This window comes from Pseudomonas sp. GW822-FHT05A08, assembly GCF_058800485.1.
Map to the genome: position 1 here is coordinate 3,647,252 of NZ_CM179511.1, position 16,268 is coordinate 3,663,519.

The 16,268-nt window shown below is 61.4% G+C and carries 10 protein-coding genes and 1 pseudogene; 6 read left to right on the forward strand and 5 right to left on the reverse strand.

The genetic code is table 11. The features are described from left to right. Nucleotides 1–15: 15 nt before the first annotated feature. The 3 genes from AC3RCP_RS16340 to AC3RCP_RS16350 all read right to left on the reverse strand — a co-directional run bounded on the left by AC3RCP_RS16340 (nucleotide 16) and on the right by AC3RCP_RS16350 (nucleotide 7,404). On the reverse strand, nucleotides 16–3,606 hold the full coding sequence (locus tag AC3RCP_RS16340; RefSeq protein WP_101338001.1) for a tetratricopeptide repeat protein: 3,591 nt from the start codon (nucleotides 3,604–3,606) through the stop codon (nucleotides 16–18). Further along, entirely contained in the window at nucleotides 3,584–6,394 is a 2,811-nt protein-coding gene (locus AC3RCP_RS16345) for a bifunctional glycoside hydrolase/polysaccharide deacetylase family protein (RefSeq protein WP_492570408.1), read from the reverse strand. Before AC3RCP_RS16345 ends, AC3RCP_RS16340 begins: the two co-directional genes overlap by 23 nt. Before the next feature lie 77 nt (nucleotides 6,395–6,471). Beyond that, nucleotides 6,472–7,404, reverse strand: a complete 933-nt coding sequence (locus tag AC3RCP_RS16350; RefSeq protein ID WP_101338003.1) for an NAD-dependent epimerase/dehydratase family protein — start codon at nucleotides 7,402–7,404, stop codon at nucleotides 6,472–6,474. 537 nt (nucleotides 7,405–7,941) lie between these two features. On the opposite strand from AC3RCP_RS16350, the gene AC3RCP_RS16355 reads away from it, so the two are divergent. The 4 genes from AC3RCP_RS16355 to AC3RCP_RS16370 all read left to right on the forward strand — a co-directional run bounded on the left by AC3RCP_RS16355 (nucleotide 7,942) and on the right by AC3RCP_RS16370 (nucleotide 12,696). Then, nucleotides 7,942–8,781, forward strand: a complete 840-nt coding sequence (locus AC3RCP_RS16355) for a 5'-nucleotidase, lipoprotein e(P4) family (protein WP_101338004.1) — start codon at nucleotides 7,942–7,944, stop codon at nucleotides 8,779–8,781. Between the two features lie 716 nt (nucleotides 8,782–9,497). Further along, nucleotides 9,498–11,135 carry a phospholipase gene (locus AC3RCP_RS16360; protein WP_101338005.1) on the forward strand — a complete coding sequence of 546 codons (1,638 nt, stop codon included), beginning with the start codon at nucleotides 9,498–9,500 and terminating at the stop codon, nucleotides 11,133–11,135. A gap of 14 nt (nucleotides 11,136–11,149) precedes the next feature. Beyond that, nucleotides 11,150–11,350: a hypothetical protein gene (locus AC3RCP_RS16365; RefSeq protein ID WP_101338006.1), complete on the forward strand. Its 201-nt coding sequence runs from the start codon at nucleotides 11,150–11,152 to the stop codon at nucleotides 11,348–11,350. Beyond that, the gene (locus AC3RCP_RS16370) at nucleotides 11,347–12,696 is read left to right on the forward strand and encodes a vWA domain-containing protein (RefSeq protein ID WP_492570409.1); all 1,350 of its coding nucleotides are present in this window, start codon (nucleotides 11,347–11,349) and stop codon (nucleotides 12,694–12,696) included. The genes AC3RCP_RS16365 and AC3RCP_RS16370 overlap by 4 nt, the downstream gene beginning before the upstream one ends. A gap of 464 nt (nucleotides 12,697–13,160) precedes the next feature. Here the strand turns inward: AC3RCP_RS16370 and AC3RCP_RS16375 are convergent, their stop codons facing one another. Together AC3RCP_RS16375 and AC3RCP_RS16380 are read right to left on the reverse strand one after the other, a co-directional pair. Then, on the reverse strand, nucleotides 13,161–14,738 hold the full coding sequence (locus AC3RCP_RS16375; RefSeq protein ID WP_492570410.1) for an alkaline phosphatase D family protein: 1,578 nt from the start codon (nucleotides 14,736–14,738) through the stop codon (nucleotides 13,161–13,163). 35 nt (nucleotides 14,739–14,773) lie between these two features. Beyond that, a pseudogene (locus tag AC3RCP_RS16380) lies at nucleotides 14,774–14,905 on the reverse strand (GNAT family N-acetyltransferase); the annotation flags it as partial. Nucleotides 14,906–15,093: 188 nt separating this feature from the next. Between AC3RCP_RS16380 and AC3RCP_RS16385 the strand changes: the two are divergent. Together AC3RCP_RS16385 and AC3RCP_RS16390 are read left to right on the forward strand one after the other, a co-directional pair. Continuing rightward, a complete protein-coding gene (locus tag AC3RCP_RS16385; protein ID WP_007925526.1) occupies nucleotides 15,094–15,501 on the forward strand; it encodes an ExbD/TolR family protein in 408 nt (135 codons plus the stop codon). Between the two features lie 2 nt (nucleotides 15,502–15,503). Further along, nucleotides 15,504–16,250 (forward strand): energy transducer TonB family protein, encoded by a 747-nt coding sequence (locus AC3RCP_RS16390; RefSeq protein WP_101338009.1) that lies wholly within the window; start codon nucleotides 15,504–15,506, stop codon nucleotides 16,248–16,250. The last annotated feature ends 18 nt before the right edge of the window (nucleotides 16,251–16,268 follow it).

A 16,268-nucleotide genomic window follows, 5' to 3' on the forward strand; every position in this document is an offset into this window, starting at 1 on the left:
CTTTGAATTCCATGATCAGCGTCCAAAACGGACGCTGTAGCTGACACCTGCCGTGCCCCCGGACTTGCCCGTTCCGCCTTGTGGGGCCGACTGGTAGCCGAAGGTCACTGCCAATTCGTCATCCCCTATCACCTCGGTGCCGACACCGGTACTGATGGCGTAGTTGATGGTGTTGTCGGTCCACTGCCAGCCTGAGCTGACGTCTACCAGCCAGGTGTACTGCCCACGCGTGCGGTTCAGTGCCCCCGGGAAGCCACGCCGCCACGAACTGCCGAAGAACAGCTGGCCGTAGCGCTTTTGCAGCAGGGTCTGGCTGGTGATCTGGTTCGGATCCTCGAGGCCGGCCCCCGCCAGGTCGATGCCCCCGCCCAGGGTATTGGCCAGGTTGGGCAGCGAACGGTGGTCCAGGCTGTTTTGCTGGTAGTCGATGCCGCTGCGCAATGCCCAGTTCGGCCCTTCGAACTGCAAGGTGTGGTCGAACTCGATCTTCAACGCCTGGCCACTGCCCAGGTCATCGCCGCTGCGGGTCGAGAACCAGCGCTGGGCCAGGCTCCAGGACAACTGGTCACGGGCCGAATAGCGATGCCGCCCGCCGACCCAGACATCGTCCTGCTGGCCGAAGGCACGCATCAGCCCGCTGTCCTCGTTCTTACGGTGCCAGTCGGCGCCGACGTCCAGTTCGTTGCCGCTGTCCACCTGCCAGGTGCGGCTGGCGCCCAGGCCGTTGCGGTCATCGTCCTTGCGCAGGCTGCTGTCGAAGATCAGTTTGTAGTCGCCGTCCTCCAACTGCCGCTGCAAGGTCAATCCGGTATTGGTCTCGTTGCCCAGGCGTGATTCATCGAGGGTGTCGCCGCTGTATCGGCCCTGCTCCACCACGAGCCTGGCGTACCAGTCGTCATTCAGGTAACGCGCAGCGCTCAGGCGCGGGCCGTTGAACACCAGTCCGCCGTAATCCTGGCGTTCCCAGGCGATTTGTACGCCCTGGGGCGTGCGCTCGGTCATCTCGATGGCCTGGCGCCGCAATTGCTCACGGATCGCGGGAGGCTGGTCCTCGCCCAGCGCCGACAGGTCGACGGCCAGCGCTTCGCCGCCACGACCCAGGCTGTTCAGGGCCTCGACCCGCTGCGCCGGGTCCAGGCCATCGCTGGCCACCAGGCGCTCCAGGGCTTGGCGATTGTTGCCGCGCAGGGCTTGCTGGATCTGTTCGTAGCGACTGACCTTAAGGCCACGGGCGCGGGCCCAGGCCAGCCAGTCATCCTTCTGCGCCGACTGATTGATGTCATCCAGGCGCACCAGCATTTGCTCGAACCACAGCTGCAGCATCGGCCTGGAGCCGTCCAGCCACTGCATCGCCTTGTTCTGCGCCTTGCGCGACGAGTAGCTGCTGGCCACCAGGCGCAGCCAGGTCGCATAGCCCTGGGGCGTGGCGCGGATCTGCTCGGGCGTCACCTGACGATTGAGCTTGAGCCGCAGGCGCTGGGCCGAGTCGGCATAACCGGCGCCTTCCAGCGCATCGGCGTAGGCCGCCTGGACCATCCAGTCCCGGGGATTGGCTTGCAGGTACAGGCGGTACCAGGCCAGGGCCTCGGTATTGCGCCCCAGCCACTGGCTGGCGGCGGCAAACGGCAGCCAAAGCGTGCTGTCACCGCGCGCCAGGGAACGCCATTGCTGCAGCAGCGGCTTGATCTCGCCCGTGCGCCCCAGGTCGACATACAGCCACATCAGGCGTTCGCGGAAGGTGTTGTCCTCCGGGAAGCGGCTCAAGCCCAGGCGATACAGGCGCAGGGCCTCGTCGTGATGACCCTGGTGGACCTGCAGCGCCCCGCGCGCTGCCAGGACCTGGGAATAGTCGGCGGCTTCCGGGTACTGGTCAGCCTCCTTGAGCAGATCGATCACCAATGGCCAGTCCTGAAGCTCCTGGGCCAATTGCAGGGCCGCGACCAGGCGCCGCGGATGGTGCCCCTGGCGCCAGCTGTCGACGGTCAACTGCAAGGCCTTGCGCGGATCGCGGGTGCGATAGAGGGCGATCAGCTCACTCTCGTCGCCGGTATTGAGCGAGCCCTTGATGGCCAGCATCTTCTCCAGTGCGAGCTGCAGTTCATCGTCCGACTCCAGGTCCCAGGCCAGCGCGGCACGGGACTGCCAGTAGTCGAGGTCGTTGATTTTGTTGCCGTCGACCGCGGTGATCACCTTCCAGGCCGACTGGCTGTCAAACAGCTTGAGGTGGTTGTTGGCCCAGTCCACCCGCTCGGCGCTGGTCAACGGATAACGGCTGGCGAAGTTCTTCCAGACCGCCAGCCGCTGTGGGTACTGCTCGGTGTTTTCCAGGTTCTGCAACAGGCGGACCCAGGCCAGGCGGTGCTTCGGGTATTTGGCGACATAGCGGCGCAACCACTTTTCCGCCTGCTCGGGCGTGCCCCGGGATTCTTCGGCGTACACCAGGGCATCGAGTTCGACATTGCTCAGGGCGCGGCTGTCCATGATCCCCGCCAGCAGCGGAATGCCCCGGTCGAAGTCGTAGCTCTGCATCGCCAGGCGCCAGGTGTGCTCGAACTCGGCCGGGTTGTCCCGCAGCTTGCTCAGGCTGATCCAGTAGCCCAGCGCCGAGGCCGAGTCGCCCCGCCATTCGGCGAGATGGGCCATCTGCTCCAGCAGCAACGGATCCTCCGGATGTTGCTCCAGCAGTTGCGAGCCCGCCGCATGAGCGCCCTTGAGGTCACCGAAGGCCAGTCGCTGCCTGAACTCCTTGGCCAGGATTTCCGGGTTGTCGGGCTGCAACTTGCGCCATGCGATAAAAAATGACTCGGCCAGGTCCGGACGCTTGTGCGCTACCGCCACATCGACGCCCCGGTCAAGCAGCGCAGCATCGAATTGCGCATCCGGCTGGGCGGCCAGTTCCCGGGCCAACAGCTCGGCCGCCTGAGCGCCGCGATCCGCCGCCACCAGGGTGTTGAAGGCTTCCTGCAGGAACTGGCGACGCGCTTCAGGCGTCTGGCTGGCATCGAGCAACTGCACATAGAGGTCGGCGGCGCGTCCGGGTTGCTCGCTGGCCTGGTACCACTTCGCCGCCTCGGGCAGCCAATGCTCACGCTGCCCTGGATCGCGACGCGCCAGTTCGGCATAGGCGTCCGCGGCCAGCCCCGGGGCCTGGACACTCAAGGCCAGCGTGGCCAGGCGCTCAAGCTGGGGGGATGGCAGTGTCTTGTAGTCAAAGGCCTTGAAACGTTCGGCCAGGGCCTGCAACGCTGGGCCGTCGGTGCTGTTGGTCAGCGCCAGGGCATCCAGTTGCAGGCGGTAGTAGGACTTCAGCGCTGGATCGGCCTGTGGCCATTGGGCCAGGTGTTTTTCCGCCCTCGGGTAATCGCCCAGCTGAATCAGCAGGTCGAGCAGTTGGGTGCGCAATTCGTTGTTTTCCGGGTGGGCCGCCAGCAGCACCTCGGCATAGCTGGCGGACACTTCGTCCGGGGGGCCGAGCGTGGGACGGAAGGTATCTTCGTTGCGATAGGTCGCCCACAGCAGCACGCCGACGACCATCGCCACCAGCAGCAATGCCCAGGGGTTGAGCAGCCGTGCGCGTGGCGCCTTAGTTGCAGAAGAGTTGGGCATCACTCACCTGCTTCATGGGAAGTTGGAAATGCCACAGGCCCTGCTCGGACTTGCCGGCATAACGTTGGCCCCGGACCTCGACCCGACAGGCGCTGGCCGAACGCACCGAGAACTCCAGGTTGAACTGGCCGGCAAAAGAGAAGCTCACCTGTCGGTCACTCACATAACGCCAGTCACGCAAGGGAATATTCGCCAGCTCCAATGCCGGACGCGGGTCACGCTCGGGCCGCAGGGCCAGCAGCGCATGGTCGCCGCTCAAGGCCACATAACGGCCCTGGGGCAGATCACGGACACCGGCCACGTTCCGCGAACGCCCCAGATCCGGCCAGCCCAGCTCCGGGTCCAGGCGCAGGGTACGCAAGCCGTCCATGCCGCGGACCTGCCAGTCGCCATTGGCGGTGCGGGCCAGGCTGGCCTGGTACAGTCCATGGACCCGATCGAGGTAGTCGCTCATCCACAACGACAAGGGCTGCTGGCCGCGCATGAAGCGGTAGATATCGGCCATGGCCTTGATCGACGCCTGCTTGGTGCCCGAATAGAAGTGGTAGTACAGGTGAATGCCGCGCAGGCGCCGTGGGCTGTCGGTCAGCTCGAACGTATCGATGACGTCGCGAAAGCCGTAATACGGGCCTTTCCAGAGGTTGGTGTACATGTTCTCGTTGATCACCGGGGCGTAGTACTGCAAGCCGCCTTCGGTGGGACGCAACAAGGGGTACAGGCCGGTCAGCGATGAATTGGCTTTGGTCAGGATGGTCTGCCCGCCGTTGACGTTTTTCAGCCCGGCGTCGTAGGCCAGCTTGATGGTCTCGGCGCTGGGCAGCGCATCCCCCGGCCAGAAGAGCAACTTCACCGGCTTCTGCGCAGTGGTCAGGCGGCTGTTGATGTAGTCCCGCGATCCGACGATCTCACGCTTGAAGTCCAGGGTCTTGTAGCCCTGGATGTTCAGGCGCAATCCGTATTCGGCGTGGAAGTCTTCGTCCTGCCTGGCCTTTTCCGGCTGCAGGTAGAACGGGTGGCTGTAGGTGTGGCTGGCAACCTCGACTTTGGGATCGGCAAAGATCTCCTGGGCGAGGGGCTCCAGCTCCCTGGCGAGGAACGGCGACATGCCCTTGGGCCCGACCTCCCCTTCGATGATCGAAACCGAGGTCAGGTACGGGTTGGGACGAATGTAGTCATCCAGCACCTGGCGCCCGGAATAAGGGGTGCCGCGCACTTCGGCATGGGATGGGAAGCCATCCCCGTCGATATGCACCGTGGCGATCCGCCGGCCGTTCTCGGTGGTGGTGTCCGGGTGCGGTTGTGCCGGCAGGCGCAGGGCTTTCTGGATAAAGGCAAAGGGGTCGAGAATCCAGCGGCTGCGCTCGACATTGGTCTCTACCACATAAGGCGCCAGGGCCATGCCACCCCAGGTGCCGATGGCCACGGGGGCGTACTTGCCGCCCTGGTCATCCCCCAGCAACAGGGCCGGTTGCGGCCCGTCGGGCAGCAGCGTCACACGGGTCAGCTCTCGGGTACGCGCCACTACCGGCGCCTCGAAGCCACCGATCAGGGCCTTGTCCTGGCTCAGCACTCGCAGTGCGCCGCGAGCCCCCGGCGCCGCGAGGTTCAGCCCCAGGCGCTTGAGCAATGCGCGATCCTCGATCGGCAGGCCCGCCATGATGGCCAGCGGCACCTGTTCGTCCAGGCGTTGGCCAATCCAGCCATTAAAGGCACGGCTGTCCTGGGGTGGGCCGCTGGTCATCCACACCACCACCCCGGCGTACAGGCCGGCGAAGCTGTGGGACGGCAAACTGGCATCGGCCGGCAGATAGTCCACCCGATAGCCCAGGTATTCCAGCAGACCGCCAAGCATCCGGTGCCCGGCGTGATCGTAGAGTTCGCCTTCGCGCGGGTCGTAGAGCATGGCGATGCGCCGCGGCTGTACTTCCACGGTGCTCATGCCGATGGCGTTGAGGTCCGGGGTGGTGACCACCGGGATAAAGCCTTCCTGGCTCAATTGACGAACCAGCTTGCGCGCTTCTTCGCGACGGTCGGGCGGCAAGTAGTCGATGGCCACCAACGGCATGTTTTTCGCGCGAAGTGGCTTGAGCTCACCTTCAAGCCAGTTGCGGTCGGACTCGGAAACCGGGCGATAACGCTTGGCTGAGGCATCCCAGCCGGCATGGATCGATTCGACGGCCACGGCCGAGGCAACGCCATCGAGCTCGCCCAACACTTCGAAGCCCCGGTTGAAGAACAGCTTGAGGTTCGGCTGGCGGCTGTGCAGTTCCCGCAGAAACGCCGCCAGGGCTTTGCGTTGCGGTTCGCGATGAGCCTCGGGGAGCAATTGAAAGCTGTCGAGCGTATCGAGGAACAGACCGGCATAACCCTGCCCTTGCAACGCCTTGGCACGCTTGAACAGATGTTCGCGCCAGGCCGGCGTCGAAATATCCATGACCTGGCTGTTCCAGGCCTTGTTACGCGTAGCGCTTGCGCTGCGGGTCAGCGACGCTTTGTCCAGGGCGACGCGGTCGCCATCGAACTCACCCACCGACAGGTAGGCGAACGGCTGGCTGCCAAGTTCGCGCAAGGTGGCAACATTGGCGGTGCTCATATGGCCCGGCTCGACCACAACCCATTCGAACTGCGCCAACTCTTGAAGCGGTGGCCGATCGGCGTACCAGAACCCGACACTGGCGGGCGCCGCTGGCGAGGCTTGCACCACCGAGTGGGTCGCACACAACGCCAGCGCGGTAAACAGCCGCCGTACCCCTTTGCAAACACGCCCCCTGCGAAACTCGATGTCCATAAATCACTCTTGAGTAGATCAATCCGCGCGATACCGGACCCGCGAGCCCTCTGCAACCGGGCCCGCAAGGCGTGGCATTAAAGACTGTGGTAAAGCCGTGCCAGGCCTTCAGCCACGGTGGTTGGCGACCCCAGGCCAAAGCGTTCGCGCAAGCGGCGATTGTCGGCCTTGGAATGCCGGATATCGCCCGAGCGGGCAGCGGCATGACTCACGCTTAGCGGTTTGCCACTGATCCGTTCCAGGGCCGTAATCAGGTCATTGAGCGTGGTGACCCCGCCGAGACCGACATTGGTGGCATCAGCCGCGGGCTGGGGGTGTTCCAGGCCCTGGAGCAGGATCTTCACCAGGTCTTCGACATAGACGAAATCGCGGGTTTGCTCGCCATCGCCGAACACCACGATCGGCCGTCCGGTTTTCACCCGCTCGCTGAAAATGCTGATCACCCCGGAGTACGGCGACAACGGGTCCTGGCGGGGCCCGAAGATATTGAAGAAGCGCAGGATCACCGGCTCCAGTCCATGCTGGCGACGATAGAAATTCAGGTAGTGCTCGCTGGAAAGCTTGTCCGCGGCATAAGGCGTCAGGGGGGACGTGGGCGTGTCTTCATCAATCGGGGTGCCCTCCCCGTTATTGCCGTAAACCGCGGCACTGGAGGCAAAGACCACTCGACGGATGCCCGCGGCGATCATCGCCTCGCATACCCGCAGCGTGCCGATGAAATTGCTCCGATGAGTAGCTGCCGGGTGTTCGACCGAGGCGTGGACCGAAGCGACAGCCGCCAAGTGCACCACCGCGCTGCACCCCTGCATGGCTTCAGTGAGGGTCGCGGCATCGGCGACATCGCCGACCACCAGTTTCAAGGCCGCACAGTCCATCGGCAGGTTGCTGACCTTGCCGGTAGAGAGATCGTCCAGAACCCGGACGGCATAGCCTCTTGCCAGCAACGCATCCACTAAGTGGGAACCAATGAAGCCAGCCCCCCCGGTTACCAGTACTCGTTTGGCAGACATAGATCATCCCTAAAAAATATCGCAACCCCCACCGTCTAAAGCCGGCACCCCCACGAAAATGAGCCATGGCTGTTGGCCTTATGGCTGATATTTCCGTGGATACCTGCTCTTTAACAAAGGCTGTATCGCCTTTTTCTGGAGGGCTTCAGAAGTCAGGCGTCAAAAAAACATCAGTTAAATGACGCAAAACAGAAGCGGATACTGGGATACGAATGCCATCATGTCAATAATCCGTCTAAATTTTAAGATGAGGCTGTGAGCTTAAAAAAAGGTCAGTATATTGACGCGCGCATTCCTGGGGCTCTGGGTTCCCCTTGCCCCTGGCAATGGAAAACTCATCTTCAAGACGACGCGCTCGCCTTGAACCTCCGCATGCGAGACCTGAGTCGGAATCACGCCTCATTGATCTCAAAACACGACACCCGTATTGAGTGGGGCACCCGAGTGCTATAGAACCCCTTGGCGGTATTGGTCAGCGCGGCGCCATCTTTGCCCTGCTGCGTATTTACCCGCTCCGTTTCCATTCAGGTATCGAGTATGAAATCAAAAATAAACCAAGCCTTGATTACCCCTGCGCTCTTCTCGCTTCTGATGTTCCAGTGGACGCCTGTGTTTGCCGAAGAGGCTGCCAGTTCCCCCTCCAATCTCTTGACCGCGGCGGTTGCCTGGAAGCAGACGGCGGCTGAGTTCGAGGCGCTTTATTACCAAGGCTTCAACATCGCCAGGATGCGTCTGGACCAGGCCCTGCAAGCCCGCAAGGAGGGCGACCGACCGTTGGCCGTCATCAGCGATGTCGACGATACCGTGCTGGGTAGCAACAGCTACTGGGGCTACATGATCAATTCGGGGAAAGAGTTTTTCGATGACGGCGCCTGGGACCAGTGGGTCGCCGACAATGGCCCGGTCGCCACGCCCGGGGCAGTGGAGTTCTTGAATTACGCCCAATCGAAGGGGGTCGAGGTGTTCTACGTCACCAGCCGCGACCAGGGCGAAAAAACCAAGGAATATGCCCTGGCCAACTTGCGCAAGAACAAGCTGCCGTTTGCCGATGAACAACACCTGACGGTCTATCGCGACAGCTCCAACAAAGAGCCACGGCAAACGGAAATCGCCAAGGACTACGAGGTGGTAGTCATGCTGGGCGACAACCTCAATGACTTCAAACGCAAGTACTACGTCGCGGACGTCAAGCAACGCAACAGCCTGATGACGGAAGACAAAGAGCAGTTCGGCCGCAAGTTCGTCCTCTTCCCCAACCCTACCGACGGCCATTGGCTCAAGGCGATCTTCGGTGACTCCGAGCCCCCGGCCACCCCGGAGAACCGCGCCAGGTTCAAGGCGGCGGCCGGATCGACGGCCTGGCAGCCGAAACAGTAATCCTGGGCCACCTGCCCTCGCCGTTCGAAAAACGGCGCTTGCCATGCCTTGTGAACGCGGCCTATCCACTCAAATTTCCGCGAGCACACAATCGAGCGCCGTAACTGCCAACGGCAAGCCTGGGCTCGATGCCCCTGGAGCTTGCGCCACGACATCAACGATTAGACTGGCTGGTTTGCCAGTGATACGCAGATGAACGGTACTTACTTTGGCGATGATGGTCTCTGCCCAGCCTGAAACGATGCCTTGGCACACCGCTATATCTTCACCCCCTACGCATTGGCCGCACCCAGGTTCGAGGTGTGTGTGGGGCGACGAATGGAAGCGCTTTGGTATCAACGGTGTTTGACTGCACTCCGCCCTTGGCTAAGATCCAGGTGATCTCTATTCGCAGTGTTGTCAATCAGTATCGCGATAGGCACTCGCAAATGTGACAAGTGCTCGCCATGCCATGGAGGCAAGGTCATGTCAAAACTCAAGGTTGAGTTCCCCCCCTCGGTTGAGGCCGCCTCAGCACGACGTCCCCACCGTTCCTTCCGACATTACAAGGTTGCGTGTTACTGGCCGTAAGTGTGGCCGCGGCCGTTTTGTAACTGTTGCCGAAGCTTGGTTTTATCCCCAGAGCAGCAAGTGCAGTGTGCTTTGTAGCGTCTGCACACTGGTGGCGTTCATACGCCATTTTTTAGCGTTATAACCTTCCCGCAGGAGACAAGGACATGTCAAAAGTACGCGCACCACAAAGCGTTGCTCCCGATGGCAAGATTCACGACAGACTGGATTATCTGTTCACCGAAGAAGGTATTCCCGTGCCTGGCGACGGTGCCGAACTGGTGTTGGTGGATCTGGGCGACCACACCATCAAGTACCACAAAATGGTCACACCACCGGTACAAGTGGCTACCAGGAGAGGCGATGGTCCTCGCGAGCTATTCGAGGGCGGCGAACATATGGCGATCGGAGACAGTGTAACGTTGTACTTTTCCGGTAGCGACACGGGTACACCCGCCTGGCAGGTCCCATTGAATCTACCCAATGGCTTGGCCCTGACCTACGGTCAGATCGTCGCATTGGGGGGGGACTTCTATGGCATTCCCGATAAGCCGATCTCCGACGGTGCAACCGCTGCGGAACGGATAGCGCGCTTTAGCGCGGCGTTCAACTCCCTGGCGACGTTACCGGCCTCCAATAAGGAGGCGCATGAAATTCTACAAGTAATGCAGGTGGAAATTGATGCCGCCAACCAGGCGATCAACGATGGTTTGCCCGCGCACGAAGCCTATGACAAGTTGGGCGATACGCTCTCGCTGAAATGGAACGTGATCACCGGTGGGGGGCCTACCGGCATCCCTCTGGGTCGTTATCTCAAGCTGGCAGCCGTAAACTGGGACCACTTCGGCAGTTGGGCGGTTCTCGCTTATAAGGCTGGCCACACCGCTGCACTGCAACAGGCGATCAAAGCGGGAAAAAGCGGGCAACGCCAGGATCTTGAGCTGGCCTACGCAATGAACGCCTTCGCTGACCATTTCCTATCAGACCTGTTTTCCGGCGGACACATGCGCACGCCACGCAAGCAGCTACACGACACTGTCACGTCCGGCTTTGTCAGCTCTTTTCTGTCGCGCTATATGCATGATGAGGACTGTAAGTTTGGCCTCAATGTGAACAACACTCAGGACGATAACTGGCATGCCTATGGCGACAAGCGCTACTTCGATACCGTCGATGTCGGTAACCGCAACCGCGTTGGATTTATCGTTCAAAGTTCAGTGGACGAGGTCTTTGAAAGTTTCCTCTATGGCACCGCGCCGACACCCGACGAGTACGCCGCAAACTCATTGTTACCCGACCTGCAAGCGGTGCAGAACCATCTGAGCACGGCCAACTATTCCCCCTTGTTCGTGGCTCAAGGTTCGACGGTACTTCGCCGCCAAAACATCAACGACCTCAACGACCGTCACTGGACGGCAGACTGGTGGGGCGCCACCACCCTGGCCTTGTTAAAAGCCAGTTACAACCCGAACAAACCAACCGGCTATCTGGAACCGCCAACGGCATCGCCGGTGCTTCAGCCCAATGGCTGGCAAAGCCATACCCCCAGCCCCCCCAACTGGGTGGATGGTAACGCCGTGCGTTACGCCTTCAGTTATACCAATGGCCTGAACGAATCCTACACCGGGCCCTGGTCAGCCTTCGTTGAGTTGCAAGGCAGTTACTTTCCGACCTTAAACGTGCCAGAAGATCCATCGGGTAAAGCCAGCGGGCGAAATATCTTTCGGCAATTTCGCAATACCCCCCCGACGCTCGTGGGATCTGTTGCCCGTGGTGTCACCTCGTTCATCGATCGTCAGAACTGAGCAGGAGCCTGATTATGTCAATCACTATCAAAATCACTTTGGCCACTGGCGAATCGGCCCAAGGACTTGACCTTGAGTTGCTATCTGACGGCGCACCCGTCGCAAGGGCGACCATCGACGAACAAGGGCGGGCCGTGTTCGATGCGTCGTCAACGCTCGGCCAGCTGGCTGTACGCGTCGACCATTCGGGGCTGGAAAAGGAGCAAAGAGCATGACCAGTGTTTCAGTCGTTCCTATTGTCGACACTTCATACAGCATGACCGCCGAAGGTTACGTGGCACAAACTGTCATCGATACCAAGGCCTTCCTGCGTTCGCTCAAACCTGAAGACAAGTTTGCTGTTATCGCTTATGACACCACGGCAAGAAATGTCTATACCGGCAATGGAGGCTTGGCCACCGTCGACCAGGCACTGACCGTCACCGCCAATGCAGCCCTGGAGGTCAGTAAACTATCGTTCAACGGCGACAGCACGGCCATAGGTCTAGGGTTACAACAGGCACGCACCTTCCTTGACTCGGCGAGCCAGCCCAAGGCTTGCGTGCTGTTGACCGATGGCTTCCAAAACGCCGGACCGTCCCCCTTGGATATGCTTCCCGACTATCCGGTCATGACCTGCGCCATGGGACCGCAATCCGACCAGGACCTGCTGAAACAAATCGCCCAGCACACCAACGGAGAGTTCTTCTATGCGCCCCGCGCCGCCGACATGATGAAGGTCTATCACCAGATTCGCTCGAAAACCGCTTCGGCTGCGCTACTGGCGAACCAGCTCGTAGACATTCCCACAAACGACTACCGTTTAATCCCGGCGACGGTATCTCAACGTCCCGGTGGCGCGCAGATCTCGGCAGTCTGGTCCAACGCCGAGGTCACCTACACACGTGGCAGCCCTTCCGGCAATCAGCTGTCAGTGACTCTGGTCGACCCTTCAGGCTCCACCAGCCCGTTGAACCCGACCATCATCGGCGACGGTTTTGTCATCTACAACGTCGACAACCCGGCCCCGGGGGAGTGGCAGGTCCAGCTGGAATTCGCTGGCGCAGGTCAAACGATCAACTGCACGGGGGGCGCACTGCAGTACCCGTCGTCAACACGCAATGCAATCGCGGAGCTAAAACTCAACGTCGATATTGCCCGGACTCACAATGTCGGTCGGCCGCTGGAGCTAAAACTCAATCTGAACGAGGGCGGCGAGCCCCTGACGAATGTCCGAGCCCATGCCTCCGTGATTCGGCCGACCATCAGTCTGGCCAATGCCTTGATCAAGTATCACGATCAACTCGGTTCGGTGCGGGCGAACCCTGCTCACATCTCACGAGGCGTCCCTGAGTCGCAGGCGAAACTCGCGGCACTGCGTCAACAGCTATTGCCAGAACGGGACATTCTGGCGCATCAACAGTCGGTAGTGCACTTTCAACAAGGCGCAAGACAACTGATATCGCAACTCGATACTCCGGTGTCAGGTTCGTACACCATACAAGTGGAGGTCACGGGCGAAAGCCCGGTGACAGGCCCCTTTTCGCGTAGCGAACTGGTTAGTGTGCTAGTGACTGACTAGAGCGCTTAGGGGCTTGTCGTGTTGTAAAAAAACACCGTGTACGCTGGGCATTGACCTTGTATAGGGTTAATGCCTGGCCGCGGCCATTCCATCCAAAGCACTTTACCCGCTCTGAAGATCGACCAATCTCCCAGCGGGCGGGCATGAACAAAAGCGTACTGCCTGCCGATCGATAAGATGTCGGCCGACCCACGCAACCGTTCTGTTTCCGAATGCTGATGCTGGATTATTCGAAGGTCGTTGTACCCTCGGCAGCGAGAAGGCCGAGCCTCTCGATAGCTCGGCCTTCTCCACTCATTCGGCGCCTGGGCGCAACCATCGTCTCCACCGTGGTCGCTCTGTCCGCAGTGGCTGTAGCCTGCCCTGCCCTCGCCGTTCGAAAACCGGCGTTTTTCTCGCAACCTTCTGAACGCTGCATACCCACTCAAAATGATTGGCCCGGCCAGCATTTTGAGTGGAACTGACTAGACCGCAATCGCCCCCGCCCGCCCCGACTCCACCACAAAGGACTTGAGGGTCGAGACACTGGCATACGGGTCCCGGGGATCGGAAATGATCCGCAGGTGGGTCAGCATCTTCCGTTCTTCCAGCTCCACCGCCACATACCCCCGCCAGCGGTTCTCGAAAAACCTTACATGGGGATTGAAGGGCAGGATGGCGTTGAACGACTGGCCGTCGGACGTGACCGAGGTGCCGACGAATTCAGTGGCGACGATCCGCGAGTCAGGGTCATGGGCGCGCGCATGCAGGTCCGTGACCCAGAACGAATGAATGTCGCCGCCCCAGAACACCGGGTTACTGGCTCGCCGGCGTTCGATGGAGGCCAGCACCCGTTCGCGAGTCGCCCTGTAGCCGTCCCAACCGTCGGTCCAGTGCCCCAGCGCCTGGCTCGCCGGGACGTGCTGGAGCAGCGGCGCCACCAGCAGGTCCTGGGCGATCACATTCCATTGCGCCCGGGACCGGGCCAGGCCCTGGTCCAGCCAGGCTTCCTGCTGCCAGCCCAGCATGGTGCGCCCGGGGTCGCGCAAATCCAGGCAACTGTCTTCGGCGATATGCCCCTGATGGCTGCCATTGGGCGCAATGCACGGTTGCTCGGAGCGGTACTGCCGGCCGTCCAATACATGGAATCGGGCCAGTCGCCCATAGTCCAGGTTCCGATAGATGCGCATGTCCAGCCCCCGCGGCAGGCTGGTGGCGCGCAATGGCATATGTTCGTAGAAGGCCTGATAGGCCGCCGCTCGCCGCTTGAGGAACGCGGCTACCGGAGTCCCCGGATCCTGGGACCAGCGATTGGCGTAGTCGTTTTGCACTTCGTGATCGTCCCAGGTCGCCACGCTGGGCGCGCTGGCATGCAGCGCCTGCAAGTCAGGATCGGTCTTGTACTGGGCATAGCGGTTGCGATAGCCCGCCAGGTCCAGCGCCTCGTCACTGCTGTGGGGGCGAATGATCTTGCCGGAGTCGGGTGCATAGGATTTTTCGTAAATGTAATCGCCGAGGAAGAACACCAGGTCAGGTTGTTCCGCGGCCAAGTGACGGTAAGCACTGAAGTAGCCGCGCTCCCAGTGAGAACAGGAGACAAAGCCCAGCCGCGCCGACGCCATCGCGTGCACAGGCGGAGCCGTGCGCGACTGCCCTGTCGGACTCTGCGCCCCGAGGCTTTCAAACTGGTACCAATAGGGCCGCCCAGCCTCCAGCCCCGCGACCTCGACGTGGACGGAATGGGCGAAACGCAGAGTGGCCATGACTTCGCCTTGTTTCACGATCCGCCTCATCGCCGCGTCACTGGCCACCCGCCAGCGCACCGGCACCGAACGGTTCAAGCCGCCACGCCCATCGGCCGCGTTGAATAACGGCGCCAGGCGGGTCCAGATGACAAAGCCATCCGGCAGCGGATCGCCCGAGGCCACGCCCAGGGTGAACGGGTAGTCGATGCCGGCACTACGGGCGAAGGGGCTGAGGATCGAAAAAGCCGTCGCCACCGCCAGGCCCGACAGCACCCGGCGACGGCCCGGGTCCACCGGCTTGCCGATATCGTCGCTCATGACGCGGGCCGCCAATCGGCGCGCAACAGCCCGTACGATGGAATCGCTGCGGTGTTGTCAGCGATCCCGGGGCCGTTGGCCAGCTCGAACAGTGTCTCGGCCTGGTGTTTTTGCAGCGCTTTGAGCGCCAGTCGCGGAGTGAGTAACGAAGGAAGTGCAGCGCTCATGTCGGGGGGCTCGCCGGATAAATGCGCAAAAATGCGCCCCCGGCATGTCAATTTCATGACCGTCAAAAAATGACTGATGGTTCTTCTGAAATCCGCGTCCTAGACACCTAAAAGCTTAAATTAAAGTTAACCAATCGGTCATTTTCCGTTGCTAGCGTGGCGCCCCTAATCAATGACGGGGTAACGGAATGAGAACCTGGGACGAACCGAAAAAACGCAAGGCGCACATCGAACTGATCCCGATGATCGACGTGATGATGTTCCTCTTGGTGTTTTTCGTACTCGTGAGCCTGAACGTGATTCCGGCACTGGGCATGAAGACCCAGTTGCCCAGCGCCAGCAGTTCGCAACAGCTCAAGCCGCAGAACAAGTTCATCCTCACCCTGGGCCTGGAAGGCCAGTTGCAGCTCGATGGCAAGGACCTGAGCGTCGAAGCCCTGGTGCCGGCGCTCAAGGCCGCGCAAAAGCCTGACAGCAAGTCGACCATCATCGTCAACAGCGACAAGGGCGTGGAAGTCTCCCGCCTGGTCGAGGTCATGGACACCCTGCGCCTGGGTGGCTTTACCTCGGTCTCCATCGCCACGCGCAAGTCCTGATCATGTACGCCCTGTTTCGTGCGCGTCAGTTGCTGGGCAGTGTCCCGGCCCTGATCGCCCTGGTGCTGATTGCACTGGGTATCCAGTCGCAAACCCTGAAAGTGCAGCCGGTGTATGACGAGTCGGCGGTTGAAATCGCCCTGGTCGAACCAGAACCGGAGGCAGTCCCCGAGCCCGTGGTGGAACAGGAACCACCGCCGCCGTTCATCGAAGACCAGGAAGCCGAGCCGGCCCCTCCTCCGCCGCCGGCCAAGTTACAACCACCGCCACAACCGAAACCTGAACCCAAGCCCAAGCCAAAACCGCTGCCCAAGCCAGCGCCCGTGGCCGCCAAGGCAACGCCGACACCCACGCCGCCGGCCACCGCCAAACCCGTGCAGCCCGCCGTCGCCCCGACACCGACACCGACGCCTGCGCCACCTGCCCCGCCGAAAGTCGACGGCCAGGCCCTGGAAGGCGGCTATCTCAAAGGTTTGCGCAACGAGCTGGACACCTACAAGCAGTACCCCACCGGACGCCAGGCGTCCCTCGAACGCCCCAGTGGCGAGGTGGTGGTCTGGTTGCTGGTGGATCGCCAGGGCCGCGTCCTCGACTCCGGGATCCAGACCCAGGCGTCAAGCATGCTGCTGAACCGGGCCGCCACCAACAGCCTGCGCCGGATCAAGCAGGTCAAGCCGTTCCCCGAGCAAGCCTTCGGTGGGCGCAACGAGCAACGTTTCACCGCCACCTTCAACTACAGCGTGCAGTAAGCACCCAACAGCAGGACG

Coding starts and splice junctions, on each gene's coding strand:
- AC3RCP_RS16350 (WP_101338003.1), bottom strand. CDS start 7,404: ATGTCTGCCAAACGAGTACTGGTAACCGGGGGGGCTGGCTTCATTGGT.
- AC3RCP_RS16340 (WP_101338001.1), bottom strand. CDS start 3,606: ATGCCCAACTCTTCTGCAACTAAGGCGCCACGCGCACGGCTGCTCAAC.
- AC3RCP_RS16360 (WP_101338005.1), top strand. CDS start 9,498: ATGTCAAAAGTACGCGCACCACAAAGCGTTGCTCCCGATGGCAAGATT.
- AC3RCP_RS16365 (WP_101338006.1), top strand. CDS start 11,150: ATGTCAATCACTATCAAAATCACTTTGGCCACTGGCGAATCGGCCCAA.
- AC3RCP_RS16345 (WP_492570408.1), bottom strand. CDS start 6,394: ATGGACATCGAGTTTCGCAGGGGGCGTGTTTGCAAAGGGGTACGGCGG.
- AC3RCP_RS16370 (WP_492570409.1), top strand. CDS start 11,347: ATGACCAGTGTTTCAGTCGTTCCTATTGTCGACACTTCATACAGCATG.
- AC3RCP_RS16385 (WP_007925526.1), top strand. CDS start 15,094: ATGAGAACCTGGGACGAACCGAAAAAACGCAAGGCGCACATCGAACTG.
- AC3RCP_RS16390 (WP_101338009.1), top strand. CDS start 15,504: ATGTACGCCCTGTTTCGTGCGCGTCAGTTGCTGGGCAGTGTCCCGGCC.
- AC3RCP_RS16355 (WP_101338004.1), top strand. CDS start 7,942: ATGAAATCAAAAATAAACCAAGCCTTGATTACCCCTGCGCTCTTCTCG.
- AC3RCP_RS16375 (WP_492570410.1), bottom strand. CDS start 14,738: ATGAGCGACGATATCGGCAAGCCGGTGGACCCGGGCCGTCGCCGGGTG.